The organism is Flavobacterium sp. GSP27 (assembly GCF_003970395.1).
GTDB lineage: Bacteria > Bacteroidota > Bacteroidia > Flavobacteriales > Flavobacteriaceae > Flavobacterium.
The window spans coordinates 104,943-126,027 of sequence record NZ_RYDP01000006.1 but is presented as its reverse complement, the minus strand read 5'-3'; the positions used below and the strand labels follow the sequence as shown (position 1 = coordinate 126,027).

Sequence of the window (21,085 nt, the reverse complement as noted above, 5' to 3'; positions counted from 1 at the left end):
AGAGTACCAAAATCATACCTTATTCGTCCTATATAAAATTATAAAGATGACCCCTTTGGAAACGATACTCTTTATTAAAAATCTCCACAAACGTTATGGCACACTTCAAGCTTTAAAAAACGTTTCTTTCGAAATACAAAAAGGTACTGTATACGGGATTCTAGGTCCTAACGGCAGCGGGAAATCAACTACTTTAGGAATTGCGCTGAATGTGGTCAATAAAACCTCCAGTGTATACCGCTGGTTTGGCGGGACAATGAAAACCTCATTAAGCCTTGAAAAAAGTAGGAGCCATTATTGAAAGACCTAACTTTTATCCCTACATGACGGCTAAAGAAAACTTAAAGTTGGTTTGCAAAATCAAAGGAATCCAATCTGCAAAAGTCAGTGAAAAGCTGGAATTTGATACTGGCAAAGTAATAAAAGGCGATTTTTCAGTAAGAAGATAATATAAATTTTGTTATTTTTAACACATGAAAAAAACTTTACTTATTTTCTTCACTTTTTTATCAATAAGTTGCTTTGCTCAATTTAGCAAAACACATTATATACCGCCTTTATCCGGCTCTGATCAAATAGCAGCCCAAGATCAATTTTTATATATTTCAACTCCAAGTAGTACGCCGGTAAAAGTAAAAATTAACGCTATTGGCGTTGGTATTACCGAAGTTACAGTCTCCAAAAGTGCACCCGGTGAGTACAATATAGGATTTGACACCAGCAGTCAATTGCATGTAGATCCAAGTTTACTAAACATCCCGTTAAATAATAAAGGATTTATTATTGAAGCTGAAAGCTTAATATATGTTGCTGCGAGGGTACTAGCGGGAGGATACAATCAGTCAGGGTCGTTGGTTTCTAAAGGAATTTCTGCCATTGGTCAGGAATTTAGAGTTGGTGCTTTCGTGAACACTGCCACTACAAATAGTGCTACATTTAGATATACTTTCTTGTCTATATTAGCAACTGAGAACAATACTGTAGTTGATTTTAGCAGTATCAAACCAGGAGTAACTTTAGTTGGAAATATTGGAGTTGGAAACACTCCTCCAAGCGTAACATTAAACAGAGGTCAGAGTTATGTTTTAGCCACAGAAGACAACAGTATTGCCAACAAAGACGGATTAATTGGCGCATTAGTAAAATCGAATAAGCCAATTGTAATGAATTGTGGTTCTTATGGAGGCACAAATGGTAATATAAATGGAAATTTAGATTTGGGTTTTGATCAAATAGTTCCCGCGAATATTATCGGAAATGAATATATTTTTGTTCGTGGATTTGGTTTAAGTATTACAGAACGGCCCTTATTAGTTATTCATGAGGACAACACTAATGTCTATATTAACGGGAATACTACCCCATTTAATACAACACCTTTAAATGCCGGACAATATATTATTCTGGATGGCAACGATTATTCTGCCAACGGAAGCTTGTATGTTAATACCTCCAAAAAAGTGTTTGCTTACCAAAGTGTTGGCGGTTTTAGTCAAGCAAATCAAGAAATGTTTTTTGTACCACCTTTAAACTGTTCAACACCAAATATTGTAGATAATATTCCATCAATTGAACGGATTGGGACAAGAACTTTTACAACAAATAGTGGTTTAAACATCGTCACTGAAAAAGGTGCAACAGTTGAAATTGCAATAAACGGTGTTAGGCAACCTATAGGAGTTAGCCCAAAGGACGTAATTGGAAACGTACTTTATGAAACCTATACTGTAACAGGCTTAACAGGTCATATTAGTGTGTTTTCAACTAAACAAGTTTATGTTTCTTACTTTGGTTCTAATAGCGCAGCAACTTATGGTGGGTACTATTCAGGCTTTGATACAAAACCTGAAATTGTAAGTGATAATATTGCAATAACAAGCTCGAATTGTATTCCAAATGTTGTTCTAAAAGTAAGTTCTATTTCCTCTTATGATAGCTTTGAATGGTATTTTAATAACGAGGCTATACCCAATACGAACAGCAATTCATATACACCTACACAACCAGGTTACTATCAAGTTCGCGGAAGCATTTCAGGATGTAGTGCCCCTCCCGTTTTATCTGATTTAATTCCTGTTAGTACTTGCGAAACAGATACAGATCTTGACACCGTAAATGACAATATTGATCTTGATAATGACAAAGACGGTATTACAAATTGTACTGAATCTTATGGAAATCAAGTTATAGACATCTCCAATTCTTCTAGTGGATCAGTAGCAGTTGGTCTTTACTCCAATTCATTTACTGGAACAATTACCACGTCAACAACTGCAAGTACAACGCCATTTATTGGAAGCAGTGACGGAAGTTTTATTTCCAATGTACCAGCAGGAAAAGGAAACTTTGTTAGTTATAAAATGACTTTTTCTAATCCAATCAGTTTGGAAATGAAATATGTAAATATAGCTAGTGCAACTGATTTATTGAATGCTGATGCTGAATATATAGTAAATTCAGATGTAAACAAAACCATTACTGTACTTAATCCAAATGATCAATTGTTAATTGATACTAATTATGATGGCATCTATGAAAGTGGGGTAAAACAGCATTCTTCATTTGAAATCAGATTTAGATTAAACAGCATCACTCCATTGGCAGCAGGTACAGGGACATTTCAGTTTTTAACCTATTTATCGAACTCAATTAGTTTCACTCATAAAAATTTATCGGATACTAATTCCAATAAATCCACATTAACAGTAAACGCTGTTTGCGTTCCTAAAAACTCCGATAATGACGGAATTGCGGATCAATTAGACAGTGATAGCGATAATGATGGAATTGCAGATACCATTGAAGCACAAATAAATGCTACTGTAGTACCAACAAATACCGATACCAATAAAAACGGAATTGATAATGCGTTTGAGCCAGGACTTACTCCTATTGATACCGATCTCGATAGTGTCCCTGATTATTTGGATTTAGATAGTGATAACGATGGGATTTTAGATTCAATAGAAACGGGAAATGACCTTGATTCTGATGGAATCAGAAATTATCGTGATTTAGATGCTGATGGTGATTTATGCAATGATGTTATTGAAGCCGGATTCTTAGACCCAAACAATGACGGAGTATTGGGCAATAATCCAGTTTCAGTAAATACAAATGGTCAAGTAATAAGCGGCTTAGGATATACTACACCAAATAGTAATTACACTACCGCTGCTCCTATAACTATAACAACACAACCAACAGTTTCGCCAACTTGTGAACTACAAAATGCAGTAATTACGCTAGCTGATAATGGTGGAAACACCTATCAATGGCAAGTATCCACTAATGGAACTATTTGGAATAATATTACAAACAACGCAACATATTCTGGAGTAACTACAAATTCCTTGACTGTTACCAGTGTAAAAACCACAATGAATGGATATAAATATCGTGTAAAATTAGATAAAATTGGAAACAGTTGTGGCTTACTTTCAAATGACACTACTTTAATTGTATATACGTTACCAACAGTAAATAATGCAACGATTATTCAATGTGACGATGATTTAGATGAGGTAACCACATTTAATCTAACGGTTAAAAATGATGAGATTTCAAGCAATTTTGCAAATGAAACCTTTTCTTACTACACTTCATTTTTAGGTGCTACAACGGCAAACGCTTCAGAGTTAATTAGTACGCCTAAGGCTTTTACGAATACAACACCTAGAATTATGAAAGTATATGCAAGAGTACTTAATTCTAATGGTTGTTTTAGTGTAGCTGAATTGACCCTAAAAGTTTTAGCAACACAAATTCCAAGTACATTCAAAAGAAAGTTCGTGCAATGTGATGATTTATTAGACATAAACGGCAATAACAATGCAAACAATGATAAAAGAGATGGTGTAAGTACTTTTGACTTTAGCAGTGCAGAAACAGATATAAAAAATTTATTACCCGCGGGAAATTATACAATAACATTTTATCGCAATCAAGCCGATGCATTAGCAGAAATAAATGCAATCACCAATATATCTAATTACAGAAATATTGGTTACATAAACACTCAAGAAATTTGGGGCCGCGTAGACAGTGATACAGATAATGCTTGTTATGGCTTGGGACATTACGTAACACTTACAGTTGAAAAACTTCCGTTTGCTTACGCTGTGTCTATCCCAAGACAATGTGATGACAACCAAGATGGAAAATATACTTTTAATACATCTACATTAGAATCTGATTTAAAACAAGGACAAACTAATGTTACTGTTACTTATTTTGATCAAAACAACAATTCGATATCAAGCCCATTTCCTTCAACCTATACTACAGGCACACAAACGATAAAAGCAATTGTTACTAATAATTCAACTTTAAAATGTTTTGACGAAACATTGATAACATTCACAGTAGATGATCTTCCAGAAGCTTTCCAAGTAACTGTAAATTTAACAACCGTATGTGATGATGAAATAGATCCTTTGTTACAAGATGGTAAGTTTGGTTTTGATACGAGTACTTTTCAGAATACGATTTTAGGAAATCAAACAGGAATGGTTGTCAAATATTTTGATGTAAATGGAGCTTCATTATATAGTCCGTTGCCAAATCCTTTCATTAGCAGCACCCAAAACATTACAGCCGTTGTGGAGAATACTGCTAACTCAACCTGTAAAGCTTCAATTATTTTACCTTTCATTGTAAATAGTTTACCACCTATAAACTTAAATTCTGATGGATCAGAAAACGAATTGGTATGCTCTAATCTTCCTACTTTTTTTGTAACACTAAATGCAGGGATTCAAGATGGATCCTCAACTACTAACTACACCTATAAATGGTTTAAAGATAATGTTCTTCTACCAAATGAGAACAACTACACGCTAGATGTAAATCAAGAAGGAAACTATACTGTAGAAGTAAAAACAGTTTCAGGATGTTCTAGAATTCGAACTATAAAAGTTACAGCTTCTGATATTGCTAGTATTACCAGCATTGATGTAATTGATTTAGCAAATACAAATACGGTAACCGTTAATGTATCCGGAAAAGGAATTTATGAATACAGTCTTGACGAACCATTTGGACCTTTTCAAGATTCAAATTTCTTTGATTATGTACCAGCTGGAATTCATGAAGTATACATCAATGACAAAAATGGTTGTGGAACAGTGAGCCAAAAAATAGCCTTAATTGGCGTACCTAAATTTTTCACTCCAAATGGAGACGGCCAAAATGATTATTGGAATGTAAAAGGAGTAAATGCTGATTTTAATGCAAATTCTACCATCTATATTTATGATAGATACGGCAAATTACTAAAACAAATTACAGCTTCCAGTCAAGGCTGGGACGGTACTTTTACAGGGCAGCCATTACCCTCTGATGATTATTGGTATACCATAAAATTAGCTGATGGAAGAGAAGCTAAAGGTCATTTTAGTTTGAAACGATAAAACAATTAATAGGGCATGCCACCATAAATAGAAAAGGCCTACTTATCAATATGCGGAATTAGCCCTTTCTATGTATGCTGTCGGGCTATCCGCGCTACTTCGGTAGCTTGCTGCTATCCCTCATGCAAATCCCGGATAATATTATTTATGAATATCAATTAATCTAAATTTTATGGTACAATACCGTCATAGTTAAAATGTGTCGCAAAAAAATAACTGATATTTACACCTCACAAGAGGCCATTAAAATTGTGTAGCAAACAGCGAATTAAAACCAATAAAAGGGATCTAAACACCAAAAAAAAAGCCATTCGAATCAACGAATGGCTTTTCAGTTTTATAAAAATAAAATTAGATTTTAAATCTTTTTCTATCCGTTTCTGTCAAATATATTTTTCTCAAACGAATCGATTTTGGAGTTACCTCAACATATTCATCTTTTTGAATGTACTCTAAAGCTTCTTCAAGAGAGAAAATAACTGGAGGAATAATTCTAGCCTTATCATCATTTCCTGATGAACGAACGTTAGATTGTTTTTTCTCTTTAGTTACGTTGACACACATATCATCGCTACGGGAGTTTTCTCCAATTACTTGACCTTCGTAAATTTCATCATTAGGATTAACGAAGAATCTACCACGATCTTGCAATTTATCGATAGAGTAAGGAATCGCTTTTCCTTTTTCCATAGAAATCAATGACCCTTTGTTACGTCCAGAAATTTCTCCTTTGTAAGGCTCATATCCTATAAAACGGTGTGCCATAATAGCCTCACCAGCTGTAGCAGTAAGCAATAGGTTACGCAATCCAATGATTCCACGAGACGGGATATTGAATTTTATGATCATACGCTCCCCTTTAGTTTCCATACTCAACATTTCTCCTTTACGGAAAGAAACAAACTCTACCGCTCTTCCAGACAAATTCTCTGGTAAGTCGATTGTCAATTCCTCAATTGGCTCACATTTTTTACCGTCAATTTCTTTGATGATAACTTGTGGTTGCCCAATTTGTAACTCATACCCTTCTCTTCTCATTGTTTCAATAAGAACAGACAAGTGAAGTACTCCACGACCAAAAACCATGAACTTATCCGCTGAATCAGTTTCACCCAATTTCATCGCTAAGTTTTTTTCCAATTCTTTATTCAACCTGTCTCTGATATGACGAGAAGTTACAAATTTACCTTCTTTCCCAAAGAAAGGAGAGTCATTGATGGTAAATAACATACTCATCGTTGGCTCATCAATAGTAATTGTTTGTAAGGCTTCCGGATTTTCAAAATCAGCGATAGTATCCCCAATTTCAAAACCTTCAACTCCAATAATTGCACAAATATCTCCAGCAATTACTTCTTGCACTTTTTTACGACCTAATCCTTCAAAAGTATGTAATTCTTTAATACGTGATTTCATGATTACACCATCTCTTTTGCACAAAGAAATCTGCATTCCTTCTTTCAAAACACCTCTTTCTAAACGACCAATAGCGATACGACCTGTAAAAGCAGAGAAGTCTAATGAAGTAATCAACATTTGAGGAGTTCCTTCTGATACTTTAGGAGCCGGTACATTAGCAATAACCATATCTAATAATGCTTCCACATTATCAGTTACGTTTTCCCAATGATCAGACATCCAATTGTTCTTAGCTGATCCGTAAACTGTTGGAAAATCCAACTGCCACTCTTCTGCTCCTAATTCGAACATTAAGTCAAAAACTTTTTCATGCACTTCTTCAGGAGTACAGTTTTCTTTATCTACTTTATTAATAACAACGCATGGTTTCAAACCAAGGTCTAGTGCTTTCTGTAATACAAAACGAGTTTGTGGCATAGGCCCTTCAAATGCATCTACTAGTAGACAAACACCATCAGCCATATTCAATACACGCTCTACCTCTCCACCAAAATCGGCGTGACCAGGAGTATCAATAATGTTGATTTTTGTTCCTTTGTATACTACAGAAACATTCTTTGAAGTAATGGTAATACCTCTTTCACGCTCTAAGTCGTTGTTGTCAAGGATTAAGTCACCTGTATTTTCGTTATCGCGAAATAACTGACAGTGATACATAATTTTATCAACCAAAGTTGTTTTACCGTGATCGACGTGGGCAATAATTGCAATGTTTCTAATAGATTCCATCTGTGATTTTTAATGGGTGCAAAGGTACACTTTATTTTGATATAAAAAATATTTATGTAATAGTTTACATATTCTTAACGCATTAGACACAGAAATAGGTCTTTAAAAAAATCACGAAAAATAAGTTATTATGTTGTTTAATAATTCACAAATAATTATTTATATTTGAGTAATGAAAAGTAAAACCAATCAAATAATTATCATTTACATTGTAATTTCAATGTTTGTAGCAACCATTAGTCATAAATTATTACAACCTTTTATTTCTGATTCAAACCACCAATTTTACACTTTCACAAAAGACATCTTATTCATCTTTTTAACCGGAATAATTTTCAAACTCATTTTATCAAAAAATGACACTCGAAACATATCCATTTTTGAAAAGCTGAAAAACACAAATGATGAAATAAAGGAATCGAATGAACAATACCATATTGTAGCAAAAGCGACAAGTGATACTATTTGGGATTGGAAAATACAAGAAGACAGCTTTTCTTGGAACAAAGGTATTGAAACTGTTTTTGGCTATAAAGAATACGAAGTTGGTAATAGTTCAAAATGGTGGTTTGATAAAATTCACCCCGAGGACAGTATTAAAATGTCTGTCAAACTCTACTCCTTTATCGAACAAAAAACCGAAAACTGGCAAGATCAATACCGTTTTAAATGCGCTAACGATTCCTATAAGTATGTTCTTGACAGAGGTTTTCTCTTGAAAGATGAAAATGGGAAAGCCGTTAGAATGATTGGAGCCATTCAAGACATCACAAAACAAAAAGAAGAAGAACAAAGACTAAAATTGCTAGAGACTGTTATTATTCAATCAAAAGATTCCATCATCATCACCGAAGCCAATTCGATCGACGGAAATATCCCAAATATCACCTACGTAAACCCGGCTTTTTCAATCATGTCAGGATACAATTCCGAAGAAAGTATAGGAAAATCCCCAGAACTTTTTAATAGTCCCAATTCAGATTACGAGGAATTAAAAAAACTGATAGCCGCTATACAAAATAAAGAAGAGTGCATTATTGAAACCATCAGCTATACAAAAAACAAAAAAGAATACTGGGTACGCTTCTCCATGATACCAATATACAATACTGATAACGAACTTTCACATTGGATCTCCATCCAGAGAGACATCACTGATGAAAAAAAACAAGAAAAGGAAAAAGAACAGCTTATTCGAGAGCTAACACAAAACAACAAAGATCTAAAACAGTTTTCGTACATTACTTCACACAACCTTAGGGCTCCATTATCAAATTTGACAGGACTTTTGAACTTAATCGAAGACATTCCTATTGACAATCCAGAGTTAAAAGAAATTTTATATGGCTTCAATAAATCTACGCATTTATTAAACGAAACCATTAATGACTTAGTCAAAGTAATCATTATCAAAGACAATCCATCAATCAAAAAAGAAGCAGTACTTCTTCAAGATATTTTTGAAAATGTGTTCAATCAACTCAACTTTCAAATTGAATTATACAAACCCATTATAAAAATTAATTTTGAAAAAGTTTCAATTATCAACATCAATAAAGCGTATATAGAAAGCATTTTACTAAACCTATTAACAAACGCTATAAAATACAAATCCGAAAATAGAAAACTAAAAATAACAATCACAACCAGCGAAATTGACGACACAATTGTATTAATTTTCAAAGACAACGGAATAGGCATCGATCTGGAAAGAAACAGAGATAAAGTTTTTGGCCTTTACCAGAGATTTCATAATTATCCGGACAGCAAAGGATTAGGGCTCTATTTAGTAAAATCTCAAGTTGAAACTATGGGAGGAACAATTAATATTGAAAGTGAAGTCAATAAAGGAACTATATTTACATTAACTTTTAAAAATAAATAATATGTTAGATACAATTTTATGTGTTGATGATGACCCAATAACACTTATGCTATGCAAAAAAGTAATCAACAAATCATCCTTTTCTAACGAAATAATTACTTCTCAAAATGGCGAAGAAGCGCTGAAATACTTCAATACTATCAGACAAAATAATGATGACAAACACCACCATCCGCAATTAATTTTTTTGGATCTAAATATGCCCGTAATGGGAGGATGGGAATTTCTGGATTATTTTAACAGCCCGGAGTTTTCAGATTTTAGTGCTATTAAGGTAATTGTACTTTCTTCTACAATTGATCCGGAAGACTTAGAAAAAGCAAAAAAATACCCCATGGTAATTGACTTTTTATCAAAACCAATAACCCTATCTATGCTTGAATATTTAAAAAATAAGATTAGCTAATATTACCCATAAAAAAAACTCCCATCCTAAGAATGAGAGCTCTTTATTTATATAAAATAAATTGTTTTAATTACAATTTAGCAACAAGCTTCGTTAATTTAGATTTTAAATTAGACGCTTTGTTATCATGAATGATATTCTTTTTAGCTAATTTATCAATCATAGAAATCACGTTTGATAATTTAGAAGTAGCATCTACTTTATCAGTCGCTATTCTTAATGCTTTTATAGCATTACGAGTAGTTTTATGTTGGTATCTATTTAATACTCTTCTCTTTTCGTTACTTCTAATTCTTTTTAGAGCTGATTTATGATTTGCCATTTTATTATGTTTTTATCTTTTACTATATTTTTGTAGTCCGTAAGGGAATCGAACCCCTGTTACCAAGACGAAATCTTGGCGTCCTAACCCCTAGACGAACGGACCATTATCCCCTAAGTTTTATCAATTAATCAAAATTGAATTTGTAGCCCGTAGCGGAATCGAACCGCTCTTACATGGATGAAAACCATGCGTCCTAACCGATAGACGAACGGGCCATTTTCCCTCTGAGTTCGGGATCACTTTAACCTGCAAAAAAAATAGTAGCCCGTAGCGGAATCGAACCGCTCTTACATGGATGAAAACCATGCGTCCTAACCGATAGACGAACGGGCCCTGCTTCTCTAATGCGGATGCAAAAATACAACTATTTTTGAAACGTACAATAGTACATGCAAAAAAAATTATTTTTTTTTAATATGCCTTCGCAAACAGTACTCGGCCTACTGAGTTTTCACCAGTAAAAACGCAGCTTCCCGCTTCTTCTATTCGGTCTAAAGGGATGCATCTGATGGTTGCTTTCGTTAAGTCTTTAATCTTTTCCTCAGTTGCTGCAGTTCCATCCCAATGTGCTGATACAAAACCTCCTTTCGCATCTAAAACCGCTTTGAACTCTTCAAAACTGTTTACCTCAGTAACATGTGTATTTCTATATTGCAATGCTTTTTCAAATAATTCTTTTTGAATTTGCGCTAGTAAATCGTTGATATACGTTTCAATTCCATCTTTAGAAACGACTTCTTTAGTCAATGTATCTCTTCTTGCAACCTCAAAAGTTCCATTTTCTAAATCTTTAGGACCTACAGCAATCCTAACCGGCACCCCTTTTAATTCCCATTCTGCAAATTTAAAACCAGGCTTTTGAGTGGTTCTGTTATCATATTTGACAGCGATTTGTAATTTTCGCAAAGCCACAGTCAAAACAGTTACTGCTTCAGTTATTGCCGCTAATTGTTCCTCTGTTTTATAAATAGGAACAATCACGACCTGAATAGGCGCTAAACTAGGAGGCAATACCAGGCCTTGGTCGTCTGAATGCGTCATCACTAATGCCCCCATCAAACGAGTAGAAACACCCCACGAAGTTCCCCAAACGTACTCTTGCTTTCCTTCGGCTGTAGCAAATTTGACATCAAATGCTTTAGCAAAGTTTTGCCCTAAAAAATGTGAAGTCCCCGCTTGTAATGCTTTACCATCCTGCATCAACGCTTCGATACAATAGGTTTCTTCTGCTCCGGCAAAACGCTCGGTTTCAGTTTTTATTCCTTTTATAACTGGAATTGCCATAAAATTCTCGGCAAAATCAGCATACACATGCATCATTTTTTCTGATTCTTCTACCGCTTCTGTTTTAGTAGCGTGAGCGGTATGCCCTTCTTGCCATAAAAATTCTGCGGTACGCAAAAACAATCTCGTTCTCATTTCCCAGCGCACCACATTTGCCCATTGGTTAATCAGTAATGGCAAATCTCTATACGATTGTACCCATCCTTTATAAGTAGACCAAATAATAGCTTCACTTGTAGGACGTACAATTAATTCTTCTTCTAATTTTGCATTGGGATCCACCATTAGTTTACCAGGTCTGTCAGGATCGTTTTTTAATCGATAATGGGTAACAATAGCACATTCCTTAGCAAAACCTTCTGCATTTTTTTCTTCGGCTTCAAACATGCTTTTAGGAACAAATAGAGGGAAATATGCATTTTGATGTCCGGTTTCTTTAAACATTCGATCCAACTCCGCTTGCATTTTTTCCCAAATTGCATATCCGTAAGGCTTGATAACCATACACCCCCTCACCCCTGAATTTTCGGCTAAATCGGCTTTGACAACCAACTCGTTATACCATTTTGAATAATCTTCCGCTCTTGTAGTTAAGTTCTTACCCATGTTTTATATTTTGGCACAAATTTTGTTTAATATTTATTTAACTAATAATTACGCAAAACTAACTATTTTTGTATTGTCCAACAATAAAAACTCCACATATATGAAAACTACCCCTTTTTCCGCCCCGAACACATCAATATATTATACGATCAGTTTTTTAACACTATTGTTGGCCTCTTGCAGCTCTTATCAAAACAGTTCGTACTATGATTCTGACGGAATATATGGTAACACTTCCTACAAAATTACTGAACGAGAACCACAAAATGATCCAAATAACCAATATACTGCGTATTTCAATTCACTTCAAAACAACTACCAATCCAATGAAATTTTTACAGATGTAGATACTTACAGTGATTATGATTTAGAAAATGACACTCTTCAGGAAAACTACACTACTTATCCTGGATGGGGAGGTAATGCGCAATCCGTAAATGTCTATGACAACGGATGGGGTATGAATAACTGGTACGGAAACAATTGGGGTATGAACAATTGGGGCATGAATAACTGGTACGGAAACAACTGGGGATTTAACGGTGGTTTTGGATGGGGAATGAACATGGGATTTGGGTGGAATAACTGGTATGGCAACAATTGGGGATGGAACAACTGGTATGGAAACAATTGGGGATGGAACAATTGGTACGGTAACGGCTGGAGAAACTATGGAGATGGTCAAAACAATGTCAATTATTCTTCTAATGCAGGCCGAAGAGGGTCTTCGTATTCCAATTCAAATACGATAAACAACACCAATCAAACAAGCAGAGAATATTCCCGAAACCAAACCAATACCACTATTGGCAGACGAACTAATAACGCCAACTTTAGAAACAACACCACTGATTTGCGACGAAACGCAACGAATAGCATCAACCGAACAAGTCCTACATTCTCTAGGAATCAAGGTCAACCACAAAACAGTTCGTACAATACTCCCAGAAGAAGATCCGATATAAACAATGTGCGCAATCAAAACAATGCGCCTTCACGATCTTTCACACCAACAAGAAATGACAACAACAGCCCGTCGTCTTATAGCCCTAGTTCAAACATGTCCAGATCTAATAATTCAGGTGGCGGAAGATCTAGTGGTAGTGGTGGTGGTAGATCATCTGGCGGTGGTGGAAGAGGTGGAAGAGGATAAAAAATAGTGCGGAACCATCCTTTTTGATAAAAATTAAATATCCCAACAAAAAATGAAAAAACACCTATATTTATTACTCGCTGGCTTATCGTTTACCGTAGCCCAATCACAAGAAATTTCTGATGCACTTCGGTATTCACAGGACAATTTAAATGGAACAGCCCGTTTCAGAGCCATGAGCGGTGCTTTTGGAGCGCTTGGGGGCGACCTGTCATCTATCAATGTAAACCCTGCTGGTTCAGCGGTGTTTACCAATAATCAAATGGCTGTTACATTGACTAACTTCGATACTAAAAATAATTCAAATTACTTTGGCGGGACAGCAACAGAGAAAGAAAACTCCTTTGATTTGAATCAAGCAGGAATTGTATTTGTTTTTAATACCAGAAACCCAAACAGCAAGTGGAGAAAAATTTCCTTAGCCATAAATTATGAAAACGCCAATAATTTTGATAATGGGCTGTTTTCCGCAGGAACCAATCCAAACAATTCTATAGCTAATTATTTTTTGAGTTATGCCAATAATGGGAACGGTGGTGCTCCAGTTCCTCAAGATTTTGTAAACACAAATCCGGGAGAATCTATATCCCAATTGTATTCTTTCTTGGGTAGCAATCTTCCAAATGGTCAATATCCTAATTTAAGTGGCTTCGCAGCTCAACAAGCATTTTTGGGGTATCAAGGTTATGTTTTAAATGCCGCAGACGAGTCCAATAACAACTCTACTTTTTTATCCAACGTTCCTGCTGGAGGAAATTATTATCAAGAAAATTCCGTTTACAGTACGGGATACAACGGAAAATTATCTTTTAATGCAGCAACCTCTTATAATGACCAATTTTATTTTGGACTAAATTTAAATTCTCACTTTACTGATTTCAATAAATCGTCTAGCTTTTACGAAGACAATAGCAACCCATTAGGCACTAATGATCAAATCACAAGAGTACAATTTGACAATGATCTTTATACTTACGGATCGGGATTTTCATTTCAAGTAGGTGCTATTGCAAAAATTACTAACGAAATTCGAGTAGGTATGGCATATCAATCTTCTACATGGTATACTTTGAACGACGAGCTTTCACAAAAGTTAATTACGGTAAGCGGCAATTCAACCGGTGAATTACCGCAAGATGTGGTAGACCCGCAAGTGGTTAATGTTTACGAGCCCTATAAATTGCAAACGCCAAGTAAGTTGACCGGGAGTTTTGCCTACGTATTTGGAAAATCTGGATTAATCAGTATCGATTACGCTTTTAAAGATTACAGCGACACCAAATTTAAACCTGAAAACGATCCCTTATTCAGAACCTTAAATAATGACATGAATGAATTGCTCAACGTTACCGGAGAGTTAAGAATAGGTGCCGAATATAAAATTAAGGCATTAAGTCTAAGAGCAGGATACCGGTACGAACAAAGTCCGTATAAAAATGCCGTAACCGTGGGTGATTTAACTGGGTATTCCGCAGGTTTAGGATATAATTTTGGATCTACCAAACTGGATTTAGCCTATTCCTATGCCAAAAGAAATTCCCAACAAGGTTTTTTTAACCAAGGATTCACTGATGGAGCAAGTATAGATGCTATTAACAACAATGTTTCTTTGACACTATTGTTTGAGTTGTAACGTCCTGAAAAATGAATTAGAAAAATCCGTTTCGTGATTGTGAAACGGATTTTTTTTAGCCCTGATGGCAGTGAAAATCCTCCCGATTATTTTCGGGAGATTACTTCCTCTAGTAGTCATTTTTATAGGAGTTCAGTGAACTTTGTTTGTAGCGTACAGCAGGAATAGCTCCTTAAAAAGTGTAAAAGAAACAGAAACAAGTTCCGTTTGAATAAAAAAGTGTAATTTTGCAAAATTCCCAAATTATCGGGATTCTAATGTTATGAGAACGAAGTCTTTAAAAAAGAATAAAATAAACGTGATCACTCTTGGGTGTTCAAAAAATGTATATGATAGTGAAGTGCTTATGGGTCAGCTACGCGCAAGCGGCAAAGACGTTACGCATGAAGCTCCGGAAGCCGAGGAAGGAAATATCATTGTAATAAATACCTGCGGATTTATTGATAATGCCAAGGCCGAATCTGTCAACATGATTCTGGAATATGCGGACAAAAAAGAAAGAGGATTAGTTGATAAAGTATTTGTTACTGGATGTCTGTCCGAGCGTTACCGACCTGATTTAGAAAAAGAGATTCCAAATGTGGATCAATTTTTTGGAACTACAGAGCTACCACAATTATTAAAAGCCTTGGGAGCGGACTACAAGCACGAGTTGCTTGGAGAACGACTGACTACAACTCCAAAAAATTATGCCTATCTAAAAATTTCCGAAGGTTGTGACAGACCATGCAGTTTTTGTGCAATACCCTTAATGCGAGGAAAAAACGTTTCACAAACAATTGAAAAACTGGTAAAAGAATCCGAAGGTCTAGCAAAAAATGGCGTTAAAGAATTGATCTTGATTGCTCAGGATTTGACGTATTACGGATTAGATATCTACAAAAAAAGAGCGCTTGGAGAACTACTGGAAGCTTTAGTTAAAGTAGAAGGAATTGAGTGGATTCGTTTGCATTATGCTTTTCCAACCGGTTTTCCTATGGATGTACTGGAAATCATGAAACGCGAACCTAAGATTTGTAATTACATTGATATTCCGTTGCAACACATTTCAGATTCAATTTTGAAATCCATGCGTCGCGGAACAACGCAAGCAAAAACAACAAAATTATTAAAAGAGTTTCGCGAAGCAGTACCTGGAATTGCAATACGCACCACTTTGATCGTAGGATATCCCGGAGAAACACAAGAAGATTTCAATATATTGAAAGACTGGGTTCAGGAAATGAAATTTGATAGAATGGGCTGTTTTGCTTATTCTCATGAAGAAAACACACATGCCTATTTACTGGAAGATGATGTTCCAGATACTGTAAAACAAGAGCGCGCCAATGAGATTATGGAGTTACAATCACAAATTTCATGGGATTTAAATCAGGAAAAAGTAGGTCAAACGTTCCGATGCATCATCGACAGAAAAGAAGGTGGCCATTTTGTAGGCCGAACTGAGTTTGACAGTCCAGACGTAGACAATGAGGTTTTAATAGATGCATCAAAACATTATGTAAAAACAGGAGAGTTTGTGATGATCAAAATTATCGAAGCAACGGAATTTGATTTGTACGGAGAACCGGTATAATTTTTTAAACGATTTTTTAATATTTTAAATGCTACACATGAAAACAATTCAATCAGTACTAGTGATCACATTTGTATTATTATCAGTCCACACCATTTCAGCACAATACGGAAACGGCGGTTATAATAATGGATATGGAAACGGGAACGGTTACGGAGGAAATCGTAGGATGAATAGCGGAATGGATCAAACCAGAACTCCTGAAAAACCTAAAGAAATTCCTGTTGAAGTTTCAGTTGCTAAAATAATGGAAACTATAAAACCGGAACTTAATCTGGATGAACTCCAAGTGGTAGCAATGTCTAATATCTTCATTGAAAGCTTCAGAACTCAAGGAATGCTTCTAAAGGCAGAAACCAGTCAGGAAGATAAAATTAAAAACATCGAGGCACTATCTGAAGTTACCGATAGAAAATTAATGGCATTATTAAATGAAGATCAGAAGGAAAAATTCATTATTTTAAAAAAAGAGCAGAAAAATCCAAAAAAATCAAAGTCTAAAAAGAAATCGAAATAATCGTTTTTTTATTTCATTATAAAACTCAAATCCTAATGAGAAATATTTTTTATACCCTATTTTTCGCCCTTGCTATTGCTGCTTGCTCCACAAATCCATACAAGAAAACTGAAAAGGTATATGACACCAAACTCAAAACATTAAAAAAAACGATTTCTAATAAGGATCCTAAACCCCTTCCGGTTGTTCCTCCGGTTGAATTAAACAGAGATACATTATACACGCAGCAATTACATACCTATAAGGATACTATTTTCAAAATGGGATCTACGTTTTTGGAGAATGGAATCAATACAAAATGGATTGGTACCGTCAATTTTAATTTACGCAAGCCTAATTTCATCATTATTCATCATACAGCGCAAGATTCATTGCAACAAACCATAAATACATTTACAAAAACAGAAACTCAGGTAAGTTCCCATTATGTAATTTCAGATGATGGTAAAGTCGTGCAAATGCTGAATGACTACCTAAGAGCCTGGCATGCCGGAAATGGTTCTTGGGGAAAAAATACGGATATTAATTCAGCTTCTATAGGAATTGAACTCGACAATAACGGATCCGAAGTGTTTTCAGAATCACAAATCAATAGCTTATTAGCCCTTCTAACTAAGTTAAAAAAAGATTATAACATTCCTGCTCAAAACATTTTAGGTCATGCGGATATTGCCCCAACCAGAAAAAAAGATCCCAGCGCCTTATTTCCCTGGAAAATATTAGCCGAAAAAGGTTTTGGAATTTGGCCTGATGAATTTCTACAAACAGCTCCTTTTGATTTTAATGTCGATCAGGGATTACGAATTATTGGGTATGACACTAAAAACATATCTGCTGCTATTATTGCTTTTAAACTTCATTATATTCAAGATGAAGTTACTGATGTTTTAGATGAGAAAACAAGAAATACCATTTATTCTATTTACAAACAACAATAGCAAAAGCCCCTAAAACAATCCTAAACGGTTTTTTGAATTTTCAAAGAGCCGTTTTTTGTGTCCAAAATTGAATAATTAATATTTCTCCAAACCACTGCCGAAATTATTAATGAGTACTGAAGTACAACCAAAATCGGCATTAGTTTTTAGTCATACATTGGCACTCGTTGGATGCAATTGTTCAAAATGTCAGTCCGAGTGTTTTTTGTGGAGTAAAACGGAACAAAGCTTCTCGATATCCTTCGCACTTGAAGTGACGTGTATCGAGAACCGTTTTTAATACTAATTTTCTAGTTCTTGATATAATCCCGCCCAAAAGCGGGATCATTCGAACTGACGAAAATTTCCATCAAAAACTAATTACACCCAACGGGTACTTTAGGAAATTTTAAACAAAAAAAACTGCCAAAATACAAAAGAGTATCCTGGCAGCAAAAAAAATATTGTTTTAAATACTAGAATGAATAGGTTGTAGCGAGCAGTGCAAATGCGGTCAAGACTTTTGGAGCAGCATCATTATTTGAAAAAATAGCTTCAGAGGCGGAGTCAAGTCTGAATTCCGGAATGATAGTCAAGTTACCAACCTTGTAGTTTAATGACAATGTATTCCCTATAACACTAGTTCCAGCAAGCAATCCCAGCGCAGGAGCTGCCTCTTTTGCATCTAAATATTCCAATCTGTATGTCAGACTTAGAGATTCTTTTATAGCAACATTTGCATAGCCTACTAATGCAAACCACTCTCCATCCAATGAACTGTCAAAGTCGTTATCAGTCATTGCATACGTACCATTAAACCCTAAGGAAAATGCGTCACTAAGTTTCTTTGTTCCAACGAAATCAAACTGCGTCTTATTTTCATCAGAAGCTGGATTACTACTACCAGATGTTACATTAAAAAAGGCGCTACCTGTGTCGCCCAGAAACGCAAGTTGCCCTATAAACGTTTTTTGAGTTGAGCCTGCATCAATAGTAGATTTAAAATCTGTAGGATTAGTAACTCCCGCCATAAAACTGAATTTTCCAGTAGTATATTGTGCTTTTACCCCTGTATTAAAAAAGGGTCCGTAAGTAAAGGCATAGGACATACTGTAGTTTTTATTATCGACAGCATCCAATAATTCATATCCCAGATGAGTTCCAAAACTACCAGCAGTAACTTTGAACTTATCTGAAAATTCATATGTGAAATTTAATTGCTTAATCATAAAAGTTGCATTGGTATCATTATAAGTAAACTGAGCGGCTCTGTTACCAAAACCTAAATCTACAAAAACAGAACCTTTACCCCTTTTATGTGATGCTTCAATAGAAACCATTCCTAGTTCAAACGAGTTATGAGAATTAGTAAAACTTGTCAAACTGTTGTCTATTCCGGAAAAATCATATTTGTAATATGCATCTGCAGATCCTGCAAAAGTTGTTGCTGGAACCTCAGAGCTTTCTTGTGCAAATATAAAAGTTGTGGTTAGCAATACTGCTAAGATAGTTACTGTTTTTTTCATCTTTAAGGTGTTTTAATTAATAATACAGCTTGGTAATTATTTGGTTTTGGTTACTATTTAAAAAAATCAGAACTAAAATAATTGCTAAAAACATTATTTTATGCTGCTTTTGGTGTGAATTTTTCCCTAATCCTAAAGCGAATTTATTAACTTTTACTCCACTTAAATTACTATTTCCCACTTTTTTATCTTGTTTAGAAAAGAATTATCAATAACGAAAAATCAATAAAAAAAAATCATTATTCCATATTTTTACGAAAGTATTTTAAAAATTCAATAATTAAATCTTACAACACACCCCACTTTTTTTTGATTAAAATAAATTTAAAGTACAAAAAAATAGAATATTATCAATAAATAAACACTGTAAATAACAACAACCCCTATAAAAAAGACAGTTAAAAAAAAATTAAATTTTTTATACAAAATTTAAATAATTTTGTTTTTTATAGTTTTGCGTTGTGTAACACAAAAAATTATCCTTTTTTTTTAAGTCTAAGAAACGAGTTTCAATGAAAATTAAAACAGTAACAAAAACCGTTTTTTCTATTTTTTCTTTTATGAAAATTTTAATGGTAACTCCCATTCAATTGTATTAAATTTATACCATGATTCGTAGCCTAATTAAATTAAATCTTCAAGTCCTTTTTGTTGCTTTTTCCGTTACATGGATTAGTGAGGCAGTTGCTGTTCTTGTCAATGATAGGAAATACGAATTATACGAAGTATCTGAAAATAATACGGAAGAAAGCAATTTCGAGAATAAACTAAAAACGCTTTTCATAGGTACCGTAGCCCTCCCAAATGCATTAGCATACGATTCCATTGTTCCAAACAGAATAAACGCTTTGGATTTATTCAAAGCAAAAGAGTCGCATTTAAAAAATTCAACTCCACCTCCGGAGTGTATTGCTTGATTCTATTATATGTTTCCTAATACACCAATTGGGGCTAAACCTATTTATAGCCACAACGTACTTGAGATATGATTTGCTATCAATAGTAATCACAGCCATACGCAAGTATTTTTTTTATTAGCTGATAGGAAAGCGCTGTAATTAAATCAAAGAAGCTGGCAAAACAGCAAAAACAAACAATCCCTTAATATCTGAACACATGAAAAATCTATTTATATTATTCACAATTTTATTCAATGTTGCATTAGTTGCACAAACTCACGAAATCATTACGCATGACAACAAAAAAATGGATGTAAACTTCATCAAAATGGAGAATAATCTGGTTTATTTTGCAGTACCAGGCAGTAGTGAAGAAAAAAAAATCAGCCAATATGCCGTTGCTCAATTAAATGAAAAATCAGCTGCCGATTCAAAACTAGTTTCGGAAAAAATCAATGTCCTTGCAAAATCAGATTATAAAAAAGTAATCGTCTTAAAAGACTCTCAGACAATTGGTCTAAAAAAATCCGGGGTTATCACTAGTTTTTATGGAAAATCAAAAGGAGAAACTAATGCCTCCTTTATACATGGAGGAGAAAAGCGATTAAAAGAGAATGCTGCTCGCAAAGGATATCCATTTATTGTTATTCTATCCAATACACCTAACGATATAAAAGCAGCAGTCTATACCTACTAGTCCAAAAAACTAGGACAAAAAGGTTTTACGAAACAAAAAAACTAAATAAAAAAAACGAGAACTGGTTTTGTACTTACAATTCCGGTTCTCGTTTTCTTTTTT

The 21,085-nt window shown here is 34.6% G+C and carries 14 protein-coding genes, 3 tRNA genes and 1 pseudogene; 11 read left to right on the top strand and 7 right to left on the bottom strand.

Annotation, left to right across the window (positions count from 1 at the left end; genetic code table 11):
* Window positions 1-55: 55 nt before the first annotated feature.
* Window positions 56-401, top strand: a pseudogene (locus EKM05_RS07320) (ATP-binding cassette domain-containing protein); the annotation flags it as partial.
* A gap of 72 nt (window positions 402-473) precedes the next feature.
* A complete protein-coding gene (locus EKM05_RS07315; protein WP_126554395.1) occupies window positions 474-5,411 on the top strand; it encodes a T9SS type B sorting domain-containing protein in 4,938 nt (1,645 codons plus the stop codon).
* A gap of 351 nt (window positions 5,412-5,762) precedes the next feature.
* Here EKM05_RS07315 and typA read toward each other — a convergent pair whose 3' ends face one another.
* Window positions 5,763-7,559: a translational GTPase TypA gene (typA, locus tag EKM05_RS07310; RefSeq protein ID WP_126456299.1), complete on the bottom strand. Its 1,797-nt coding sequence runs from the start codon at window positions 7,557-7,559 to the stop codon at window positions 5,763-5,765.
* A gap of 172 nt (window positions 7,560-7,731) precedes the next feature.
* On the opposite strand from typA, the gene EKM05_RS07305 reads away from it, so the two are divergent.
* Window positions 7,732-9,444, top strand: a complete 1,713-nt coding sequence (locus tag EKM05_RS07305) for a PAS domain S-box protein (RefSeq protein ID WP_126554394.1) — start codon at window positions 7,732-7,734, stop codon at window positions 9,442-9,444.
* A gap of 1 nt (window position 9,445) precedes the next feature.
* The gene (locus EKM05_RS07300; RefSeq protein ID WP_126460385.1) at window positions 9,446-9,850 is read left to right on the top strand and encodes a response regulator; all 405 of its coding nucleotides are present in this window, start codon (window positions 9,446-9,448) and stop codon (window positions 9,848-9,850) included.
* Window positions 9,851-9,920: 70 nt separating this feature from the next.
* On the opposite strand, the gene rpsT is transcribed toward EKM05_RS07300, so the two are convergent.
* From rpsT to proS, 5 genes are all read right to left on the bottom strand, one after another.
* The gene (gene rpsT, locus EKM05_RS07295; RefSeq protein ID WP_091166799.1) at window positions 9,921-10,172 is read right to left on the bottom strand and encodes a 30S ribosomal protein S20; all 252 of its coding nucleotides are present in this window, start codon (window positions 10,170-10,172) and stop codon (window positions 9,921-9,923) included.
* Between the two features lie 33 nt (window positions 10,173-10,205).
* Window positions 10,206-10,277 (bottom strand) — tRNA-Glu (locus tag EKM05_RS07290).
* Between the two features lie 41 nt (window positions 10,278-10,318).
* Window positions 10,319-10,390 (bottom strand) — tRNA-Glu (locus EKM05_RS07285).
* Between the two features lie 46 nt (window positions 10,391-10,436).
* Window positions 10,437-10,508, bottom strand: a tRNA-Glu gene (locus EKM05_RS07280).
* Between the two features lie 78 nt (window positions 10,509-10,586).
* On the bottom strand, window positions 10,587-12,065 hold the full coding sequence (proS, locus tag EKM05_RS07275; RefSeq protein WP_126554393.1) for a proline--tRNA ligase: 1,479 nt from the start codon (window positions 12,063-12,065) through the stop codon (window positions 10,587-10,589).
* A 100-nt stretch (window positions 12,066-12,165) separates the two neighbouring features.
* Between proS and EKM05_RS07270 the strand changes: the two genes are divergently transcribed.
* The 5 genes from EKM05_RS07270 (at window position 12,166) to EKM05_RS07250 (ending at window position 17,882) form a co-directional block, all read left to right on the top strand.
* Entirely contained in the window at window positions 12,166-13,218 is a 1,053-nt protein-coding gene (locus EKM05_RS07270) for a hypothetical protein (protein WP_126554392.1), read from the top strand.
* 52 nt (window positions 13,219-13,270) lie between these two features.
* Window positions 13,271-14,851, top strand: a complete 1,581-nt coding sequence (locus EKM05_RS07265; protein ID WP_126460377.1) for an OmpP1/FadL family transporter — start codon at window positions 13,271-13,273, stop codon at window positions 14,849-14,851.
* 262 nt (window positions 14,852-15,113) lie between these two features.
* A complete protein-coding gene (gene rimO, locus EKM05_RS07260; RefSeq protein ID WP_126460374.1) occupies window positions 15,114-16,427 on the top strand; it encodes a 30S ribosomal protein S12 methylthiotransferase RimO in 1,314 nt (437 codons plus the stop codon).
* 37 nt (window positions 16,428-16,464) lie between these two features.
* A complete protein-coding gene (locus tag EKM05_RS07255) occupies window positions 16,465-16,944 on the top strand; it encodes a hypothetical protein (protein WP_126460371.1) in 480 nt (159 codons plus the stop codon).
* Between the two features lie 35 nt (window positions 16,945-16,979).
* Window positions 16,980-17,882 (top strand): N-acetylmuramoyl-L-alanine amidase, encoded by a 903-nt coding sequence (locus tag EKM05_RS07250; RefSeq protein ID WP_126554391.1) that lies wholly within the window; start codon window positions 16,980-16,982, stop codon window positions 17,880-17,882.
* Between the two features lie 455 nt (window positions 17,883-18,337).
* Here the strand turns inward: EKM05_RS07250 and EKM05_RS07245 are convergent, their stop codons facing one another.
* The gene (locus EKM05_RS07245; RefSeq protein ID WP_126554390.1) at window positions 18,338-19,387 is read right to left on the bottom strand and encodes a porin; all 1,050 of its coding nucleotides are present in this window, start codon (window positions 19,385-19,387) and stop codon (window positions 18,338-18,340) included.
* Between the two features lie 608 nt (window positions 19,388-19,995).
* On the opposite strand from EKM05_RS07245, the gene EKM05_RS07240 reads away from it, so the two are divergent.
* Together EKM05_RS07240 and EKM05_RS07235 are read left to right on the top strand one after the other, a co-directional pair.
* Window positions 19,996-20,304 carry a hypothetical protein gene (locus EKM05_RS07240; RefSeq protein ID WP_126554389.1) on the top strand — a complete coding sequence of 103 codons (309 nt, stop codon included), beginning with the start codon at window positions 19,996-19,998 and terminating at the stop codon, window positions 20,302-20,304.
* A gap of 199 nt (window positions 20,305-20,503) precedes the next feature.
* Complete coding sequence (locus EKM05_RS07235; protein WP_126554388.1) at window positions 20,504-20,983, top strand: hypothetical protein; 480 nt, start codon at window positions 20,504-20,506, stop codon at window positions 20,981-20,983.
* The last annotated feature ends 102 nt before the right edge of the window (window positions 20,984-21,085 follow it).

Coding starts and splice junctions, on each gene's coding strand:
- EKM05_RS07315 (WP_126554395.1), top strand. CDS start 474: ATGAAAAAAACTTTACTTATTTTCTTCACTTTTTTATCAATAAGTTGC.
- typA (WP_126456299.1), bottom strand. CDS start 7,559: ATGGAATCTATTAGAAACATTGCAATTATTGCCCACGTCGATCACGGT.
- EKM05_RS07305 (WP_126554394.1), top strand. CDS start 7,732: ATGAAAAGTAAAACCAATCAAATAATTATCATTTACATTGTAATTTCA.
- EKM05_RS07300 (WP_126460385.1), top strand. CDS start 9,446: ATGTTAGATACAATTTTATGTGTTGATGATGACCCAATAACACTTATG.
- rpsT (WP_091166799.1), bottom strand. CDS start 10,172: ATGGCAAATCATAAATCAGCTCTAAAAAGAATTAGAAGTAACGAAAAG.
- proS (WP_126554393.1), bottom strand. CDS start 12,065: ATGGGTAAGAACTTAACTACAAGAGCGGAAGATTATTCAAAATGGTAT.
- EKM05_RS07270 (WP_126554392.1), top strand. CDS start 12,166: ATGAAAACTACCCCTTTTTCCGCCCCGAACACATCAATATATTATACG.
- EKM05_RS07265 (WP_126460377.1), top strand. CDS start 13,271: ATGAAAAAACACCTATATTTATTACTCGCTGGCTTATCGTTTACCGTA.
- rimO (WP_126460374.1), top strand. CDS start 15,114: ATGAGAACGAAGTCTTTAAAAAAGAATAAAATAAACGTGATCACTCTT.
- EKM05_RS07255 (WP_126460371.1), top strand. CDS start 16,465: ATGAAAACAATTCAATCAGTACTAGTGATCACATTTGTATTATTATCA.
- EKM05_RS07250 (WP_126554391.1), top strand. CDS start 16,980: ATGAGAAATATTTTTTATACCCTATTTTTCGCCCTTGCTATTGCTGCT.
- EKM05_RS07245 (WP_126554390.1), bottom strand. CDS start 19,387: ATGAAAAAAACAGTAACTATCTTAGCAGTATTGCTAACCACAACTTTT.
- EKM05_RS07240 (WP_126554389.1), top strand. CDS start 19,996: ATGATTCGTAGCCTAATTAAATTAAATCTTCAAGTCCTTTTTGTTGCT.
- EKM05_RS07235 (WP_126554388.1), top strand. CDS start 20,504: ATGAAAAATCTATTTATATTATTCACAATTTTATTCAATGTTGCATTA.